16 protein-coding genes are annotated in these 16,598 nt (G+C 69.3%); 4 read left to right on the top strand and 12 right to left on the bottom strand.

The annotated features are described in order from the left end of the window. Window positions 1-12: 12 nt before the first annotated feature. Both AC3A6J_RS10795 and sugE read left to right on the top strand, forming a co-directional pair. A complete protein-coding gene (locus AC3A6J_RS10795) occupies window positions 13-1,140 on the top strand; it encodes an HPP family protein (protein ID WP_487859924.1) in 1,128 nt (375 codons plus the stop codon). Between the two features lie 141 nt (window positions 1,141-1,281). Beyond that, window positions 1,282-1,602 (top strand): quaternary ammonium compound efflux SMR transporter SugE, encoded by a 321-nt coding sequence (sugE, locus tag AC3A6J_RS10790; protein WP_487859923.1) that lies wholly within the window; start codon window positions 1,282-1,284, stop codon window positions 1,600-1,602. A 6-nt stretch (window positions 1,603-1,608) separates the two neighbouring features. On the opposite strand, the gene AC3A6J_RS10785 is transcribed toward sugE, so the two are convergent. Genes AC3A6J_RS10785 through AC3A6J_RS10775 form a run of 3 tightly spaced genes read right to left on the bottom strand, consistent with a single transcriptional unit; the run spans window position 1,609 to window position 4,786 of the window. Continuing rightward, on the bottom strand, window positions 1,609-2,583 hold the full coding sequence (locus AC3A6J_RS10785) for a tripartite tricarboxylate transporter substrate binding protein (protein WP_487860054.1): 975 nt from the start codon (window positions 2,581-2,583) through the stop codon (window positions 1,609-1,611). Between the two features lie 56 nt (window positions 2,584-2,639). Beyond that, entirely contained in the window at window positions 2,640-3,842 is a 1,203-nt protein-coding gene (locus AC3A6J_RS10780) for a CaiB/BaiF CoA transferase family protein (RefSeq protein WP_487859922.1), read from the bottom strand. Beyond that, window positions 3,839-4,786 (bottom strand): hydroxymethylglutaryl-CoA lyase, encoded by a 948-nt coding sequence (locus AC3A6J_RS10775; protein ID WP_487859921.1) that lies wholly within the window; start codon window positions 4,784-4,786, stop codon window positions 3,839-3,841. Before AC3A6J_RS10775 ends, AC3A6J_RS10780 begins: the two co-directional genes overlap by 4 nt. 100 nt (window positions 4,787-4,886) lie before the next feature. Between AC3A6J_RS10775 and AC3A6J_RS10770 the strand changes: the two genes are divergently transcribed. Next, the gene (locus AC3A6J_RS10770; RefSeq protein ID WP_487859920.1) at window positions 4,887-5,804 is read left to right on the top strand and encodes a LysR family transcriptional regulator; all 918 of its coding nucleotides are present in this window, start codon (window positions 4,887-4,889) and stop codon (window positions 5,802-5,804) included. Between the two features lie 18 nt (window positions 5,805-5,822). Here AC3A6J_RS10770 and AC3A6J_RS10765 read toward each other — a convergent pair whose 3' ends face one another. From AC3A6J_RS10765 to AC3A6J_RS10725, 9 genes are all read right to left on the bottom strand, one after another. Next, entirely contained in the window at window positions 5,823-7,523 is a 1,701-nt protein-coding gene (locus AC3A6J_RS10765; RefSeq protein ID WP_487859919.1) for a tannase/feruloyl esterase family alpha/beta hydrolase, read from the bottom strand. Window positions 7,524-7,562: 39 nt separating this feature from the next. Beyond that, complete coding sequence (locus AC3A6J_RS10760) at window positions 7,563-8,270, bottom strand: ABC transporter ATP-binding protein (protein WP_487859918.1); 708 nt, start codon at window positions 8,268-8,270, stop codon at window positions 7,563-7,565. Beyond that, on the bottom strand, window positions 8,263-9,033 hold the full coding sequence (locus AC3A6J_RS10755) for an ABC transporter ATP-binding protein (protein ID WP_487859917.1): 771 nt from the start codon (window positions 9,031-9,033) through the stop codon (window positions 8,263-8,265). Before AC3A6J_RS10755 ends, AC3A6J_RS10760 begins: the two co-directional genes overlap by 8 nt. Then, window positions 9,030-10,040, bottom strand: a complete 1,011-nt coding sequence (locus AC3A6J_RS10750) for a branched-chain amino acid ABC transporter permease (RefSeq protein WP_487859916.1) — start codon at window positions 10,038-10,040, stop codon at window positions 9,030-9,032. The genes AC3A6J_RS10755 and AC3A6J_RS10750 overlap by 4 nt, the downstream gene beginning before the upstream one ends. Window positions 10,041-10,158: 118 nt before the next feature. After that, complete coding sequence (locus AC3A6J_RS10745; RefSeq protein ID WP_487859915.1) at window positions 10,159-11,034, bottom strand: branched-chain amino acid ABC transporter permease; 876 nt, start codon at window positions 11,032-11,034, stop codon at window positions 10,159-10,161. 45 nt (window positions 11,035-11,079) lie between these two features. After that, a complete protein-coding gene (locus tag AC3A6J_RS10740; RefSeq protein ID WP_487859914.1) occupies window positions 11,080-12,252 on the bottom strand; it encodes an ABC transporter substrate-binding protein in 1,173 nt (390 codons plus the stop codon). Between the two features lie 151 nt (window positions 12,253-12,403). After that, window positions 12,404-13,396, bottom strand: a complete 993-nt coding sequence (locus AC3A6J_RS10735) for a PDR/VanB family oxidoreductase (RefSeq protein WP_487859913.1) — start codon at window positions 13,394-13,396, stop codon at window positions 12,404-12,406. Window positions 13,397-13,439: 43 nt separating this feature from the next. Next, window positions 13,440-14,216, bottom strand: coding sequence for a GntR family transcriptional regulator (locus AC3A6J_RS10730; protein ID WP_487859912.1), 777 nt, complete (start codon window positions 14,214-14,216; stop codon window positions 13,440-13,442). After that, complete coding sequence (locus tag AC3A6J_RS10725) at window positions 14,213-15,322, bottom strand: aromatic ring-hydroxylating dioxygenase subunit alpha (protein WP_487859911.1); 1,110 nt, start codon at window positions 15,320-15,322, stop codon at window positions 14,213-14,215. Before AC3A6J_RS10725 ends, AC3A6J_RS10730 begins: the two co-directional genes overlap by 4 nt. Window positions 15,323-15,466: 144 nt before the next feature. Here AC3A6J_RS10725 and AC3A6J_RS10720 point away from each other — a divergent pair, with 144 nt between their 5' ends. After that, complete coding sequence (locus tag AC3A6J_RS10720) at window positions 15,467-16,588, top strand: 5-methyltetrahydropteroyltriglutamate--homocysteine S-methyltransferase (protein WP_487859910.1); 1,122 nt, start codon at window positions 15,467-15,469, stop codon at window positions 16,586-16,588. The last annotated feature ends 10 nt before the right edge of the window (window positions 16,589-16,598 follow it).

Here is a 16,598-nt window from a genome sequence, read left to right as displayed (position 1 = left end):
CCCATCGCATCCATGCAAGTCTCCACCCTTGTTTCCTATGCGCGTGCCTGGCTGCCGGGCCGCAACGCCGTCGATGCACGCGAGCGCATGCGCGCAGCCATTGGCGCAGGCGTGGGCCTGCTGATCACCGCGCTGATCTGCCGCTGGATGGCGCCGTTCACCGGGCACAGCATCTGGCTCATCGCGCCCATGGGCGCCAGCGCGGTGCTGGTGTTCGCGGTGCCGGCCAGCCCGCTGGCGCAGCCCTGGTCGGTGCTCATGGGCAACACGCTCTCGACGCTCGTGGGCATCGCCTGCGTGCGCTGGATACCCGACACCGCCTGGGCCGCAGCCGCCGGCGTGGGCCTGGCGATCGGGCTGATGTTCGCCACGCGCAGCCTGCATCCGCCCGGTGGTGCGGCGGCGCTGCTCGCGGTGCTCACCCACACCACCGATTTCTCGGCCGCCTTCTTTCCGGCATTCGCCAACTCGCTGTTGCTGGTGCTCGCGGGCGTGGCCTACAACAGCCTCACGGGCCGGCGCTATCCGCATGTGGCCCGGCCGCCCTCCGCCGAGGCAGGCGACGCGCGCTTCAGCCAGGCCGACATCGACGCGGTGCTGGCGCGCTACAACCAGGTGCTCGACATCAGCCGCGACGACCTCGAATCGCTGATCCAGCAGACCGAGCTCGAGTCGTACAAGCGCCGGCTCGGCACGCTGCACTGCCGGGACATCATGTCGCCCGACCCGATCTCGGTGGAGTTCGGCACGCCGCTGCAAGAAGCCTGGATGCTGATGAAGCAGCGCCAGATCAAGGCACTGCCGGTGACCGACCGCACGCGCCGCGTGGTCGGCATCGTGACGCGGGCCGACTTCTTCCGCCAGCTCGATCTCGATCACCACGAAGGCATCGCCGGGCGCCTGCGCGACCTGATCCGCGCCACGCGCACGGTGGTCTCGAACAAGCCCGAGGTGGTGGGCCAGATCATGACGCGCCAGGTGCGCGTGGCCAGCGCCGACCGGCCGGTGGTCGATCTCGTGCCGCTGTTCTCCGAGGGCGGGCACCACCATATCCCCATCATCGACCATGAAAAGCGGCTCACCGGCATGATCACGCAGTCGGACTTCGTGCGCGCCTTGTACCGCGCAGTGAAACCATGACGCCCCCCGAAGCGGCTCACTTCGTGTAGCCGCCTCCCCCCACTGGGGGGCGCACCCGGTGGCCCGGCAAAGCCGGTTCCACCGGTGCACTGGGTTGGGACTGTTACGGAACTGGCTCGACTTTTTTTTCAAGGAGCGCGCATGGCGTGGATCGTGTTGTTCGTGGCGGGTCTGCTCGAAGTGGGCTGGGCCATCGGTCTCAAGTACACGGAGGGCTTCACGCGGCTGTGGCCCTCGGTCGGCACTGCCATCTCGATGGTGCTCAGCGTGGTGCTGCTCGGCTGGGCGATGCGCACGCTGCCCGTGGGCACGGCCTATGCGGTGTGGACCGGCATCGGCGCGGTTGGCACCGTGGCGCTCGGCATCGTGCTGTTCCACGAGCCCGCCAATGCGGCGCGGCTGGTCTGCGTGGGTCTCATCGTCGCAGGCATCCTGGGCCTCAAACTGACCAGCGCCCACTGAACCGCGCTATTCGACCACCACGTTCGCCTTCTTCACCAGCGCTGCATAACGCGCGGCCTCGCTGCGGAAATACGCCGCGGCCTGCTCGGGCGTGGTGGGCTTGACGATGTTGCCCTGCTTGTCCATGGCCTCGCGCACCTCGGCGCTTGCGAAGGCGGCGGCCACGGCGTCGTGTACCCGCTGGATGTCGGCGGCCTGCATCTTCGGCGGCCCGATCACGGCGAACCAGCCCTCGACGGTGTAGTTGGGCAGCCCCTGCTCCGCGATCGTCGGCAGGTCGGGCGCGGCCGGCGACCGGGCAGGTCCGCACAGGCCGATGGCGCGCAGCGCCCCGCTCTTCAGGTGCGGCTGCACCGCGGGCAGCGCGATCACGCCGATCTCGACCTGGCCCGCGATCATGTCGGTGACCATCGGGCCGGTGCCCTTGTAGGGAATGTGCCGCGCCTTGACCCCCGCTTCCTCGAGGAACATCTCGCCGGCCAGGTGGATGATCGTGCCGTTGCCCGACGATGCGTAGTTGTAGGCATCGGGCTTGGCGCGCAGCAGTGCGACCAGTTCGCGCACGTTCTTCGCCGGCAGCTTCGGATTGGCGGCCAGCACCAGCGGCGTCGCGCCCACCACGCTGATCGGCGTGACGTCGCCGATCGGGTCGAAAGGCATCTTCCTGTAGACGGCCGGGTTGATGACGTGGTTGTTCGACACCATGCCGAGCGTGAGCCCGTCGGGCGCGGCCTTGACCACGGCCGAGGTGCCGGTGATGCCACCCGCACCCGGCAGGTTCTCGATCACCACAGGCTGGCCGAAAGCCTTGCCGAGCGCCACCGACGCCGCACGCGCGATGGCGTCGACGCCCGAGCCCGCGCTGATCGGCAGGATCAGGCGGATCGGCTTGTCGGAACCCTGCGCCAGCGCGGGAAGCAAAGGAAAAGCGGCCAGCCCGGCAGCCGAGGCGCCAAGGCCCAACACCGCGCGGCGGCGCATTGCAAAGAAAGTGGTGTGCATGGTCTGTTTGTCTCTCTTGTGGTTCTGGAAAGAAATCAGGCGACGGCGCGCTCGGCCTGCATCGCCGCGATCTGCGCGTCGGCGTAGCCGAGTTCGGCCAGCAGCTCGCGCGTGTGCTCGCCGAGCGTGGGCGGATCGAGTCGCACGCCGAGCCGCTCGCCGCCCAGCGTGATCGGGAACAGCGTGGTCTGCGCCACTTCGCCCGCGCGCTCGCCGTCGGGCAGACGGATGTCCGCGAGGCCGCCGGTGGCCTTCAGGTGCGGATCGTCGTAGAGGTCCTCGGGCCGCGTGATCGGCGCGAACGGCAGGCCGCGCGCCTCGAAGATCGCCGACAGCTCAGCCGCGGGCCGGTCGGCGAGCCGGCTGCGTAGTTCCGCGAGCAGCGTCGGCCGCAGCCGCACGCGGTCGTTGTTGGTGCGCAGCGCCGGGTCGTTCCGGAGGTCGTCGAAGCCGAGCGCGTCGCAGAACACCACCCATTGCGCGTCGCTCACCGCGGCCAGGAAGATCTGCTCGCCGTCCTTCACGGTGAACACGTCGTACAGCGCCCAGGCCGAGATGCGCTCGGGCATCGGCGCCGCGGGCTGCCCCGTGATCGCGTACTGCAGCATGTGCTGGCCGACCAGGAACACGTTGTTCTCGAACAGCGCGGAGTTCACTTCCTGCCCCTCGCCGGTCTGCGCGCGCTGCATCAGCGCGGCCATGGCGCCGATCGCGCCGAACATGCCGCCCATGATGTCGTTCACGCTGGTGCCGGCGCGGAGCGGATCGCCGGGCCGCCCGGTCATGTAGGCGAGCCCGCCCATCATCTGCACCACTTCGTCGAGCGCGGTGCGGTGCTCGTACGGCCCGGGCAGGAAGCCCGTGTGGTTGACATACACCAGCCGCGGGTTGAGCTTCGCGAGCGCGGCATGGCCGAGGCCGTACTTGTCCATGGTGCCGGGCCTGAAGTTCTGCGCCACCACGTCGGCACCGACGCACAGGCGCAGCGCCGCCTCGAGCCCCTGCGGATGGCGCAGGTCGAGCGCGATGCTCTTCTTGTTGCGGTTGAACATCGGGAAGAAGCCCGCGCCCGCTCCCAGAAGGTGGCGCGTGCGATCGCCTTCGATCGGCTCGACCTTGATCACCTCGGCGCCCAGGTCGGCCAGCACCATGCCGCAGGTCGGGCCCATGACCATGTGCGTGAACTCGACCACGCGGATGCCCGCGAGCGGCAGCGGCTTGGCCTGCTCCGCGCTCATGCCGCAATGCCTTCGGCAGGCGCGAAGGTCTTCGGAAAGCCCGCGCGCCAGAGCGTGCCCTGCAAGGTCTCGCCGTCCAACCACTCGGCCACGCGCGCACGCAGTGCGAGCAACTGCGGCAGGTCGACGCCGGTCGCCACGCCCATGCGCTCGAGCATGAAGACCAGGTCCTCGGTGTCGACGTTGCCGCTCGCGCCGGGTGCATGCGGACAGCCGCCGATTCCCGCCAGGCAGGCGTCGAAGCGCGTGATGCCGACTTCAAGTGCGGCATAGACGTTGGCCAGCCCCAGCCCGCGCGTGTCGTGGAAATGGCCGCACCAGAGCCGGTCGCCGGCCATGCGCAGCGCGCGCTCGAACAGGCTGCGCACCATCGCAGGATCGGCATAGCCCACGGTGTCGGCGAGGCTCACGCGGTCGGCGCCCGCATCGAGCAGTGCCTGCATCAGGCGCAGCACCTCGTCGGTGTCGACATGGCCCTGCAGCGTGCAGCCGAAGGCCGTGCCCACGCCGCCCTCGATCAGCGTCTTCGCGCCCGCCGCATCGCGTGCGGCGCGAATGCGGCCGACCTCCGCGACCACTTCGTCGGGCGTCTTGCGCAGGTTGGCGAGGCTGTGCGCATGGCTGGCCGAAAGCGGCACGACCATCAGGTCGGCCTCGCCCGCGATCGCCCGCTCCGCGCCCTTCAGATTGGGCACCAGTACCGAGGCAAAAAGCCCCGGCAGCGTCTTCGCATGCGCGAGCAACTCGGCCGTGTCGGCGAGCTGCGGAAGCAGGTGCGCCGGCACGAAGGAGCCGACCTCGATCTCGCGCTGCCCCGCGGCGTGCGCCGCGTCTATCCATGCGAGCTTGCGGGCGGTGGGCAGCACGCGGGCGATGCTCTGGAGGCCGTCGCGCAGGCCCACTTCGCGGACGACCGCGCGCGGCGGCAGGAAGGCGTGGATCAAGGTGTCTGTCTCCGTCGTGAGGGAATGCGCCGATCTTAGAAGTGCCAATCTGATCCAGAAGGTACATTTCGGAAGGCGTTCGATTCCGAACAGGAACATCATGCGAGACCTCGACCTCACCACCCTGCGGCTCTTCGTGGCCGTTTGCGAAACCCGCAGCATCGCGCGCGCCGGCGAGCAGGCCAGCATCGTCGGCTCGGCCATCAGCAAGCGCCTGGCGCAGCTCGAAGACGCGGTGGGCACGCCGCTGCTGGTGCGCAAGCGCCGCGGCGTGGCGCCCACGCCGGCCGGCGAGACGCTGTTGGAACATGCGCGCGCCATGCTCGGCAGCGCCCGCCGCATCGAACGCGACATGGCCGCCTATGCGGGCGGCGCGCGCGGCCATGTGCGCATCCTCGCGTCGGCCTCGGCGCTGGCCGAGTCACTGGCCGAGGACGTGGCGAACTTCCTGCAGAACCCCGCGCACCGGAACATCCGCGTCGACATGGAAGAGCGCGTCAGCCCCGAGATCGTGCGCGGCATTCGCGAGGGCAGCGCCTCGATCGGCCTGTGCTGGGACGCGGCCGACCTCGAAGGCCTGCAGTGGCGCAGCTACCGCAGCGACCACCTCGCGATCGTCGCACACCCTTCGCATCCCGCAGCGCGGCCGGGTCCGCTTCGCTTCGAGGACGTGCTCGACCACGAGTTCGTCGGCATGCCCGCGCTCAGCGCGGTGCAGCTGATGCTCGCGCGCGAGGCGGCGGTGGCCGGCAAGCCGCTGGTGTACCGCGTGCTCGTGTCCAACTTCGATGCCGCGCTGCGCGTGGTGCGCGCCGGGCTTGCGATCAGCGTGGTGCCGGCCGAAGTGGCGCAGCCTTTCACCGACACCTACGGCCTGCGCCTGATGCCGCTCGCCGACGCCTGGGCCAGCCGCCGCTTCGCGATCTGCTTTCGCGACGAAGCGACGCTGTCGCCCTCGGCGCAATTGCTGGTCGCGCACCTCGAACAATGCGCGGCAGAGCGCGATGCGGGCGCTTGAGCTGCTACGCGGCGCGCGCTACCTGCTGCACTCGAAGCTCGACGCCAGCGCCGCATCGCCGCGCGTGTAGCGCGGCCACAGCGGCCATTCGCACAAGGGCCGTGCGCGAACCGTCCTGAACGGCGGCTGCACCTCCTGCTCGGCGAGTTGCAGTCCGGCCGGCGCGCGCCCGCGCTCGACCCAGTCGACGAGCGCGGCGAGCATGTCGACGTTGGCCGGCGCACCGCTGCCCACGTGGTCCACGCCGGGCGCGGTGTAGAGCCGCATGAAGCGGTCCACGTTGCCGCGGCCCATGCGGGCCACGACCGATTCGTAGTACTGGATGCCGGCGAACGGGCTCTGCGCGTAGTCGGCCATGTTCTCGAGCATCAGCAGCTTGCCGCCGCGTGCGCTGAAGGCCGCGAGATCGGGGTTGGTCGAATCCATCAGCTGCGAGACGGCGGCAATGCGGGCCGCGAAGTCTTCCGCACGGTAGTTGCGCACGTCGAGCGACGGATTGCGCGCATAGAAATACTGCAGCGCCCCGCTGCCGTAGAACCACGCGATGCCGTTGGCCGGCTGCGGCGGCACGCTGGGCGCGGCCGTGCCGGTCCACCACGCGGTCCATCCGCCGGTGGCCGCGAACGCGGGCGTCGCCTCGCCGCCGATGCCCCAGCCCGGATACTCGGCCACGCCATTCGCGAGCGGCACGGGCGAGCGCCACGGCGAGTGCAAGGTTCGCACCGCTTGCACCTGCGCATCGTTGAGGCAGTCGTCGCCGCGCGTGCCCGCCGCGCAGCGCAGGCCGGCGGGGTCGAAGCGCTGCAGGCAGCCCACGGGGTTGGACACGATGCGGTCCGCCACCCCATCGGCGGCATCGCAGGCGGCGAGCACCGCGTCGTGCACCCGCTGCACCTGCGCGGGCCGCAGCCAGCCTTCGCCGAAGGTGGCGATGCCGTTGCGCGTGCCCGCATGCTGCAGACCGGTCCAGTTGATCACCGGCACGCGGCTGAAGATGCCATCGAAATCGTTCGGATAGCGCTGCGCCATCGTGAGCGCCTCGCGCCCGCCCTCGGAACTGCCCACGAAGTACAGCTTTCGCGGCGCCTGCGCATAGGCGCGCTGCATCAGCGCGACCGCCACGTCGCGCACCTTCTTGTACGAGGCATGCGCAAAGTTCACCAGCGCTTCGTCATTGAGCGCAAAGGCCTGGGGCGGCTGGCCCGCGACGTTCTGGTGGCCCGAGTCGGTGCCGTAGGTCACATAGCCTTGCGCGAGCGGCGACGGCAGCTCGAAGCGCGCGCCCGGCACCAGCGCCAGGCCGGTGATCAGCGTGCCGTTGAAACCGCCGCCACCGTACTGCACGCTGCGGCCGTTCCATGCGAGCGGCAGGTTGACCTGGAACAGGATCGGCGGCGCGATCGCGTCGAGCGGCGCGATGCGTCCGAGCAGCCTGCAATGCGCCGGCGTCGCGGGCGTGATGCGCGCGGCCGGGGTCGGCCCACGCTCGGCCACCGCCAGCGGGGCCGCCGGCACGAGCGTCGCAGAGTCGATCTGCGCCGCGCCGCTCGGCAACCCGATGGCCGAGGCGGCGACCGGCGCCGCCAATGCCGTGCACGCGGCCGCGGGGTTGCTGCCGAGCGGGAGGCTCTGCGGGCCGCCGGTCGTGCCGCAAGCCGCGAGCAGGGCCAGGGCCGTCAGCATGGCGCCCCCGCGGAAAACTGTCTGGGGGATCGCCATCTGCTGTCTCCTTGGAGTTGCCTGTTGTTCGCCGCGGCGCTACCGCGCCACACCCAGCAGTCGTTCGAGCACCTGCGGCTGTCCGCGCAGCGCCGCGGCACTGTCGCTGTGGACGATGGTGCCGTGGTCGAGCACCACGGCCTGATCGGAAATCGCGAGGATCGCTTGCGGATGCTGCTCGACGATGATCGCGGCCAGCCCTTCGTCCTGCGTGATGCGGCGAATGGCGCGCAACAGCTCCTCGACGATGATCGGCGCCAGGCCCTCGAGCGGCTCGTCGAGCAGCAGCAGCCGCGGGTTGAGGACCAGCGCACGCGCCACCGCGAGCATCTGCTGCTCGCCGCCCGACAGCTGCGTGCCGAGATTGCCCTTGCGTTCGGCCAGGCGCGGGAACATCTCGTAGACCCGCTGCGGCGTCCATTGGCCGGCTCGCTGCACCGCCGTGAGGTTCTCGTGCACGGTGAGCGACTTGAAGATGTTGCGCTCCTGCGGCACCCAGCCGATGCCGGCCGCCGCGCGCTGGTGCGGCGCCAGCCTGTGCAGCGCCTGCGTGCCCAGCATGATCGCGCCGCCGTGCTGGCGCGTGGCGCCCGCGAGCGTGTTGATCAGCGTGGTCTTGCCGGTGCCGTTGCGGCCCAGCAGCGCCAGCGTCTGGCCCTCGCCGAGCGCAAACGCCACGTCGTGCAGCACCACGGCCTCGCCGTAGCCGGCGCTGAGGTTCTCGATGCGCAACAGCAGCTCAGACATGCGCAGCCTCCGCGCCCGTGCCGTGGCCCAGGTAGACCTCCTTCACCTTCGGGTCGTTGGCGATGGTCTCGGGATCGCCCTCGGTCAGCAGCGTGCCGTTGACGAGCACCGTCATGCGGTCGGCAAAGCTGAACACCAGGTCCATGTCGTGTTCGATCAGGAGCACCGACACGTCGGCGGGCAGGTTGGCCACGGTCTGCAGCAGTTCCTCGCGCTCGCCCGCGGGCACGCCCGCCACCGGCTCGTCGAGCAACAGCACGCGCGGCTCGCAGGCGAGCGCGATCGCGATCTCGAGCAGCCGGCGCTTGCCATAGGCCAGGTGCTTCACCTGCTGTCCGGCCACCTCGGCCAGGCGGAACTGTTCGAGCAGCTGCGACGCCCGCGCGGTCACGGCCTTGTCGGCGCCCAGCGGACGCCACCAGCCCGCGCCCAGGCCCCGGTGCTGCGACACCACGAGCGCGAGCGTCTCGAGCGGCGTCATCGAGTCGAACAGCTGGTTGATCTGGAAGGTGCGCACCAGCCCGCGCGCCACGCGCTTGTGCGGCGCGAGCGAAGTGATGTCCTCGCCGAGCAGCGAGATGCGGCCTTCGGTCGGCACCAGCACGCCGGTCAGCAGGTTGATGAGCGTGGTCTTGCCGGCACCGTTGGGGCCGATGAGCGCATGGCGCGCACCGCGCCGGAGTTCCATGGTGACGTTGTTGGTGGCCGTGATGCCGCCGAAGCGCATCACGAGCCCTTCTGTGGAAAGCACCGTGTCGGTCATGCCTTGGCGCCCTCCTTCTTGGATTTATTCCGGCCGGCACCGAGCCAGGCCCAAGGCTTCAGCAGCCGGTCGCGACCCACCAGCACCAGCAGCACCAGGATCAGGCCGATCCAGAACATCCAGTACTGCGGCGTGACGTTCGACAGCCAGGTCTGCAGCAGCTTGAAGACGATCGCGCCCGCCACGCCGCCGTAGAGCCAGCCCACGCCGCCGATCACGAGCATCAGCAGCACGTCGGCCGAGCGGTCGAAGGCCAGCACGTCGAGCGAGGCGAAGCCGGTGGTCTGCGCCAGCAGCGCGCCCGCGGCGCCGGCAATGCCCGCGGCCACGGTGTAGATCACAGCGAGCCGCGACACCACCGGAATGCCGATCGCCATGGCGCGCAGCCGGTTGTCGCGGATCGCCTTCAGCGTGGCGCCGAACGGCGAATGCACGAGCCTGCGCATCACGAGGAACAGCAGCAGCATCACCGACAGCGAATACCACGCGGCCGTGCGGCCATAGAGGTCGAATTCGAAGCGGCCCAGCACCGGCCCCATGACCACGCCCTGCAGGCCGTCGGCGCCGCCGGTCAGCCAGTCGAGCTTGTTGGCCAGTTCGAGCAGCAGCAGCGCCGTGCCGAGCGTGACCATCAGCCGCGTGAGGTCGCTGCCGCGCAGGATCGTCACGCTGGCCGCGAGGCCGAGCGCAGCCGACAGCACGACGGCGAACAACAGTCCCACGATCGGGTCGGGCATCACGAGCTTGGCGAACAGCGCCGCGGCATAGGCGCCGAAGCCGAAGAACGCCGCATGCCCCAGCGAGACGATGCCGGTGTAGCCCAGGATCAGGTCGAGCGACATCGCGAACAGCGCGACGATCACGATCTCGTTGACCAGCAGCGAATGCGAAGGCATGGCCAGCGGCAGCGCGAACGCCGCGGCCCAGACCACGAACTCCAGCGGGCGCCAGCGCGCCTTGCGCAGCAAGGCCAGCTGGCCATCCGCAACAGAATGGCGAGCGCTCATTTCACTCTCCGAACCGTGCGAGGAACACCGCGGAACCGGCTTTGCCGGGCCGCTGGTGTTGCCCCCCCGCAGGGGGGTTGGCGAAGCGACACGAAGTGTGCGAAGACTGGGGGGACGCTCATTGATTGCCTCCCTTGCGCGTGAAGAGGCCCTGCGGCCGCCACATCAGGATCAGGATCATCAGCAGGTAGACCGTGAAGGCCCCCATCTTCGGAATGAAGTACTTGCCCGCCACGTCGGCGATGCCGAGCAGCAGCGCGGCCGCGAGCGGGCCGGTGATCGACGAGGTGCCGCCGACCGACACCACGATCAGGAAATAGATCATGTACTTGAGCGGAAAGGTCGGGTCGAGCCCGAGGATCTCGGCGCCGAGCGCGCCGCCGAGCCCCGCGAGCCCCGAGCCGACCGCGAAGGTCAGCAGGAACACCACGTTCACGTTGATGCCGAGACCCGCCGCCACGCGCGGATCGTCGACCGCCGCGCGCAGCCGGCTGCCGAAGCGGGTCTTCGAGAGGATGAGCTGCAGCACCACGGTGAGCACCGCGCACACCGCGATGATGAAGATGCGGTAGTGCCCCATGCCGAGCAGCAGCGCACCGTCGCCGATCTCGGTGCGCCCGCGCAGCCATTCGGGCAGCTGCAGGTTCTGCTGCGACGAGCCGACGAAATAGTCGACGCCTGCCACCGCCATGAAGGCCAGGCCGATCGAGAACAGCACCTGGTCGAGGTGCGGCTTGCCGTACATCGGCCGGTAGAGCGTGCGTTCGAGCAGCGCGCCCATGAGCGCCGTCGCGACGAACGCCAGCGGCAGGCAGGCCAGGAACGGCAGGCCGAGCTTCTGCATCGCATACACGGTGAGATAGCCGCCGGCCATGGCGAAGGCCCCGTGCGCGAGGTTGATGAAGTTCATCAACCCGAGCGTCACGGCGAGCCCGACGGCCAGCACGAAGAGCAGCATGCCGTAGGCAATGCCGTCGAAAAGAATGGTGAGCATGGATGCAGTCGCCGGAGGCGGGCAGCCGAGCTGCCCGCCCGGTATTTACTTGGCTTTGCCGGGGTCCTTCACGCCCTTGATCACGTCGAACTCGACGTTGTAGAGCTGCCCGTCCTTCTTCTCGACCTTGCGCAGGTAGACGTCCTGCACGATGTCGCGCGTCTGCGCATCGATGTACACCGGCCCGCGCGGGCTTTCGAAGGTCTGGCCCTTCATGGCCGCGAGCAGCGCCTCGCCGCCGCCCTGGCCCTTGGTGGCCTTGAGCGCCTCGTAGATCACGCGCATGCCGTCATAGCCGCCCACGGCCATGAAGTTGGGGCGCATCTTCGGGTTCGCCTTCTGGAAGGCCTCGACGAACTTCTTGTTCAGCGCCGAGGGATGCGCCGCCGAATAGTGGTGCGAGGTGACCACGCCGAGCGCGCCGTCGCCCATGTCGTTGAGCTGGTCGTCGTCGGTCACGTCGCCGGTGGCGATCATGCGGATGCCGGCCTTGTCCATGCCGCGCTCGAGGAACTGCTTCATCACGGCCGCGCCCGCGCCCGAGGGCACGAAGACGAACAGCGCATCGGGCTTGGCGTCGCGCACCTTCTGCAGGAACGGCGCGAAGTCGGGGTTGCGCAGCGGCACGCGCAGCTTCTCGATCACCTTGCCGCCGTTGAGCTGGAAGCGCTCGGTGAAGAATTTCTCGGCGTCGTTGCCGGGGCCGTAGTCGGCCACCAGCGTGACCACGGTCTTCACGCCGTTCTTCGGCGCCCAGTCGCCCATCGCGACCGACACCTGCGGCAGCGTGAAGCTCGTGCGCACGACGTACGGCGACGCTTCGGTGATGCTCGACGTGGCGGCGGCCATCACCACCTGCGGCGTCTTCGACTGGGTGGCGAGCGGCGCGGCCGCGAGCGCGGCCGGCGTGACGCCGAAGCCCGCGATCACGCTCACCTTGTCGTTGACGATGAGTTCCTGAGCCAGGCGCTTGGTCACGTCGGGCGTGGCCACGTCGTCCTTGACGATGAGCTCGATCTTCTTGCCCGCGACGGTGTCGCCATGCTGCGCCATGTAGAGCCGCGCCGCCGCCTCGATCTGGCGGCCGGTCGAGGCCTGCTGCCCGGTCATGGGCAGGATCAGCCCGATCTTGAAGGTGTTGCCCTGCGCGCTCGCGAGCGACATGGAAAAGGCGAGCGCCGTCAGGGCCGCGGTCTGGAGGATGTGGCGTCTTTGCATGGGTTTCCTTCGAGAGACGAGATGGCGAAATCGCGCTATTTTGTGCACTTTGCAACAGAACGCGGGGCAGGCATTTACCTAGGCCCCGCGCAGCAAGCTGGTTTGTGCGCGATGAACAAACCAGCTGCGCGATCATCGCGCAACGGCCGGCTCAGCAGTCCGGCCGGTACGACGAGTCGAGCGTCACCGTGCCGACCGCCCGCGAGACGCAGGCGCAGATCCGCGTCGTGGCCTGCTTCTCGTGCTCGCTCAAAAACACGTCGCGGTGGTCGATCTCGCCGTCGACCGCCAGCACGTCCATGGCGCACAGGCCGCACTCGCCGCGCTTGCAATCCGAGAGCGTCTCGACGCCGGCCGCTTCGAGCGCCTCGAGCAGCGTGCGGTCGGGCGGCACGGTGATCGCCAGGTCGTGCCGCGGCAGACGCACCTCGAAGGCCTGCGCGGCCAGCCGGCCGCTGCTGCCGAAGGTCTCGAAGCGCAGGTCGGCCGGGGCGCGGCCCGCCGCCTGCCAGGCGCGCTTCACGGCTTCGAGCATCGGCACCGGGCCGCAGGTGTAGAGCTGTCCGCCGGCCGGCAGCGCGGCGACGGCGCCCGCAAAGTCGATCGGCGAAGCGCCTTCGTGCAGCACCAGCGCGTCGCCGAGCGCCTCGCGCAGCCGGTCGCCGTACGCGAACTCGCCCGCATGCCGCGCGCCGTAGAGCATCGTCAAGGGCACGCCGCCGCTGCGCGCCAGCGCCGCCAGCCGCTCGGCCATCAGCACCAGCGGCGTGATGCCGATGCCGCCCGCCACGAGCAGGTAGCCGCTTGCGCGGGTGTCGAGCGGAAAGTGGTTCTGCGGCGTGCCCACCTGCAGCCGGTCGCCCACGGCCAGGCGCCACATCGCGAGCGAACCGCCGCGGCCGTCGTCGAGCCGCTTGACGGCGATGCGCCAGCTGTCGCCGCCGGCCCCACCCCCTCCCACGAGCGAATAGGACCGGGTCTGCAGCCGGCCCTGCGCCGTCATCACCTGCACCTGCAGGTGCGCACCCGGCTCCCAGGTGCCGGCCGCGCCGGTCTCGGGCCGCAGTTCGAACTCGCGCACGGTCGGCGTGATGTCGCGCAGCGCCACCACCTGCGCCTGCATCCATTGAAGATCGCTTTTCATCGGGAAAGAACACCCACAGGAAAGAAATAGAAGGAACGGCCGGTCAGCCGCGCCGGCGGATCAGCTGCACGCCCGGCAGCGGGCGCTGCGCCGCGCCATGCGTGCCGTGCAGCGCCTCGCGCAGGTTGCGCCGCGCGATGCGGCTGTGCTCGCGCATCAGGGCCTCGGCACGCGAGCCCTCGCCGGCCTCGATCGCGTCGAGCACCTGCCGGTGCTGGTCCTGCGCGATCACGAGCATGTCTCGCGCGGCGGGCGAATTGGCCTGCACGATCACGAAGCCCGAGGGCGATGCGAACGGCAGGTTGACCACGCGGTCGAGCTGCTGTGCGATCACCGGGCTCGCGGCCATCTCGCAGAGAAGCGCATGAAATTTCTCGTTGTGCGTCACGTAGCGCGAGAAGGCCGCGTCGTCGAGCGCCGGCTCGCGCAGCAGTTCGTCGATGCGGTCGAGGCAGGCTTGCGCCTCGCGCAGCACCACGGGCGCCGCGCCGCGTTCGGCCGCGAGCCGCGCGACCAGCCCTTCGAGCGTGCCACGCAGTTCGATGGCGTCGGCCACGTCGCGCTCGGAAAACGTGCGCACCGCATAGCCGCCGTTGGGCAGCGCCTCGAGCAGCCCTTCCTGCTCGAGCCGCATGAGCGCGCTGCGCACCGGCGTGCGCGACACGCCGAGCTGCTCGGCGACCGCCACCTCGGCGATGCGCGCGCCACCGGGCAGCTCGCCCGCGAGGATCATCTCGCGCAGCCGCAGCTGCGCCTTCACCGCCTGCGAGCTGCCGGTGTCGCCGGGTTCGGCGACCGGCGCGATGGCCGCGACCTTCATGCCGCCTTCCGTTCGTCGACCGGGCGAATCGGGATCGCCGCGCGCGCGGGCCGCTCCCTCTCGACCATGCGGTCGATGAGCCGGCGGGCCCACATCGAGCCGGCGTCGATGTTGAGGTTGTAGAACTGGTGCCCGGGGCGCGCGTCGATGGCCTTCTGCTGCGCCTCGAGGACGATCTCGTCCTCGCGGAAGATACCGGCCACGCCTTCGCGCAGTTCGTGCGTGAGCCGCTGCTCGCCAAGGCAGTAGTTGCGCGCGAAGGCCCAGAAGTAGAGGCAGGTCTTGTCGGTCTCGGGCGTGATGGTGTTGAGCACGTAGCCGTTCACGCCCTTGCTGCGGTCGCCGGGCTGCCCGTCCTTCGGCACCGCACCGCTACCGGCCTCGGCCACGCCGACGTCGATGTTGACCGTGCAGGGCGCCTCGAAGCGAATGATCTGCCAGCGGTCGACCTTGCCTGCGTAGCCGCGCGCGTGGCGGATCTGGCCGCCCCAGAAAGGCGGCGCCTCGATGTTTTCCATCCATCGCGTGACCGTGGCGGAGCGGTCGCCGTGCGTCGCCACGAACGGCGCCTCGGCCACTTCGCGGTTGCCAATCGAGGAGCCGTGCACGAAGGTTTCGTGCGTGAGGTCCATGAGGTTGTCGACCACCAGCCGGTAGTCGCAGGCCACGCGGATCATCTTGCCGTCGCCGGCCCAGGCCGGATCGTCGTTCCAGTGCATGTCGGGCACCAGCGCCGGGTCGGCCTTGGCCGGGTCGCCGGGCCAGATCCAGACGAAGCGGTGCTTCTCGACCACCGGGAAGCTGCGCACGCAGGCCGAAGGGTTCAGGGTCTCCTGGCTCGGCATGTGGGTGCAGCGGCCCTGGCTGTTGTAGACCAGGCCGTGGTAGCCGCAGACCAGTTCGTCGCCTTCGAGCCGGCCCATCGACAGCGGCATCAGCCGGTGCCAGCAGGCGTCCTCGAGCGCGGCGACCTGGCCGTCGGTGCGGCGGAACAGCACGATCTTCTCATTGCAGACCGTGCGCGAGAGCAGCGCGTGGCGCACCTCGACGTCGTAGGCGGCGGCATACCAAGCGTTCAGGGGGAAGGCAGCGGTGGGCGTGTTCATGGATACCCAATGTATACAGAACAGCAGAAATTTCCAGCGCTTTTGCGCCTATTCAAGGGTAATTCCCTATCTAACTGTATACAGAACAATTATTTCTCCAGGCGATAGGATGTGATTCGTTTTTCAGCCACGACGGAGAACCCCATGTCCCAGCACGCCACCCTGCCCGCCCGCTACGACCACGTCGGCAGCTTCCTGCGCCCCCGCTACCTGCTCGAAGCGCGCGAGCAGAACGCCAAGGGCGAAATCACGCCCGAGGAACTGCGCAAGGTCGAAGACAAGGCCATCACCGAGATCGTGAAGTTCCAGGAGGACATCGGCCTCAAGAGCATCACCGACGGCGAGTTCCGCCGCACCTACTTCCACATCGACTTCCTCGACCAGCTCGGCGGCGTGAAGACCGACATCCCGGTGACGATCCGCAAGCCCGACGGCACCGAGGAGCTCGCGCCGCCCGCGATGCGCGTGATCGACAAAGTGCGCCACGTCAAGGACATCCAGCTCGCCGACTTCCAGTACCTGAAGAGCCAGGTGTCGGCCGGCCGCACGCCGAAGGTGACCATCCCTTCGCCGACCATGCTGCACTTCCGCGGCGGCCGCGCGGGCATCAGCAAGGAGGCATATCCCGAGCTCGATCCCACCTTCTACGACGACGTGGCGAAGGCCTATGGCGACGAACTGCGCTCGCTGGCCGCGGCCGGCTGCACCTACGTGCAGATGGACGACACCAACCTGGCCTACCTCTGCGACGAGCACATGCGCGAAGCGGCCCGCAAGCGCGGCGACGATCCGAACGAACTGCCGCACCGCTATGCCGCCTTCATCAACAAGGTGGTGGCGCAGAAGCCGCCGGGCATGCTGCTGGCCATGCACCTGTGCCGCGGCAACTTCAAGAGCACGCACGCGGCCGCCGGCAACTACGAGCCGGTCGCCGAGGCACTGCTGAAGGAGATGGACCTCGACGCCTACTTCATGGAATACGACGACGCCCGCTCGGGCGACTTCAAGCCGCTGCGCTTCCTGCCCAAGGGCAAGACCGTGGTGCTGGGCCTCGTGACCACCAAGTTCGGCGAGATGGAGGACAAGGACGAGCTCAAGCGCCGCATCGAGGACGCCGCCAAGTACGCGCCGCTCGAGCAGCTCGCGCTGTCGCCGCAATGCGGCTTCTCGAGCACGGTGCACGGCAACAACATCGCCGTGGAAGCGCAGCGCGCCAAGCTGCGCCTCGTGGTCGAGACCGCCGAAGAGGTCTGGGGCTCGACCTGACTGCGCATTT

The sequence above is a fragment of the Variovorax sp. Soil_C_39 genome (assembly GCF_057656815.1).
The sequence above is the reverse complement of the archived record's forward strand: the minus strand, read 5'-3'. Positions and strand labels throughout refer to the sequence as shown.

Excerpts from the sequence above, each read along its gene's own strand:
- AC3A6J_RS10750 (WP_487859916.1), bottom strand. The coding sequence starts at position 10,040 with ATGAGCGCTCGCCATTCTGTTGCGGATGGCCAGCTGGCCTTGCTGCGC.
- AC3A6J_RS10760 (WP_487859918.1), bottom strand. The coding sequence starts at position 8,270 with ATGTCTGAGCTGCTGTTGCGCATCGAGAACCTCAGCGCCGGCTACGGC.
- AC3A6J_RS10725 (WP_487859911.1), bottom strand. The coding sequence starts at position 15,322 with ATGAACACGCCCACCGCTGCCTTCCCCCTGAACGCTTGGTATGCCGCC.
- AC3A6J_RS10740 (WP_487859914.1), bottom strand. The coding sequence starts at position 12,252 with ATGCAAAGACGCCACATCCTCCAGACCGCGGCCCTGACGGCGCTCGCC.
- AC3A6J_RS10770 (WP_487859920.1), top strand. The coding sequence starts at position 4,887 with ATGCGAGACCTCGACCTCACCACCCTGCGGCTCTTCGTGGCCGTTTGC.
- AC3A6J_RS10735 (WP_487859913.1), bottom strand. The coding sequence starts at position 13,396 with ATGAAAAGCGATCTTCAATGGATGCAGGCGCAGGTGGTGGCGCTGCGC.
- sugE (WP_487859923.1), top strand. The coding sequence starts at position 1,282 with ATGGCGTGGATCGTGTTGTTCGTGGCGGGTCTGCTCGAAGTGGGCTGG.
- AC3A6J_RS10720 (WP_487859910.1), top strand. The coding sequence starts at position 15,467 with ATGTCCCAGCACGCCACCCTGCCCGCCCGCTACGACCACGTCGGCAGC.
- AC3A6J_RS10795 (WP_487859924.1), top strand. The coding sequence starts at position 13 with ATGCAAGTCTCCACCCTTGTTTCCTATGCGCGTGCCTGGCTGCCGGGC.
- AC3A6J_RS10780 (WP_487859922.1), bottom strand. The coding sequence starts at position 3,842 with ATGAGCGCGGAGCAGGCCAAGCCGCTGCCGCTCGCGGGCATCCGCGTG.
- AC3A6J_RS10765 (WP_487859919.1), bottom strand. The coding sequence starts at position 7,523 with ATGGCGATCCCCCAGACAGTTTTCCGCGGGGGCGCCATGCTGACGGCC.
- AC3A6J_RS10755 (WP_487859917.1), bottom strand. The coding sequence starts at position 9,033 with ATGACCGACACGGTGCTTTCCACAGAAGGGCTCGTGATGCGCTTCGGC.
- AC3A6J_RS10745 (WP_487859915.1), bottom strand. The coding sequence starts at position 11,034 with ATGCTCACCATTCTTTTCGACGGCATTGCCTACGGCATGCTGCTCTTC.
- AC3A6J_RS10785 (WP_487860054.1), bottom strand. The coding sequence starts at position 2,583 with ATGCGCCGCCGCGCGGTGTTGGGCCTTGGCGCCTCGGCTGCCGGGCTG.
- AC3A6J_RS10730 (WP_487859912.1), bottom strand. The coding sequence starts at position 14,216 with ATGAAGGTCGCGGCCATCGCGCCGGTCGCCGAACCCGGCGACACCGGC.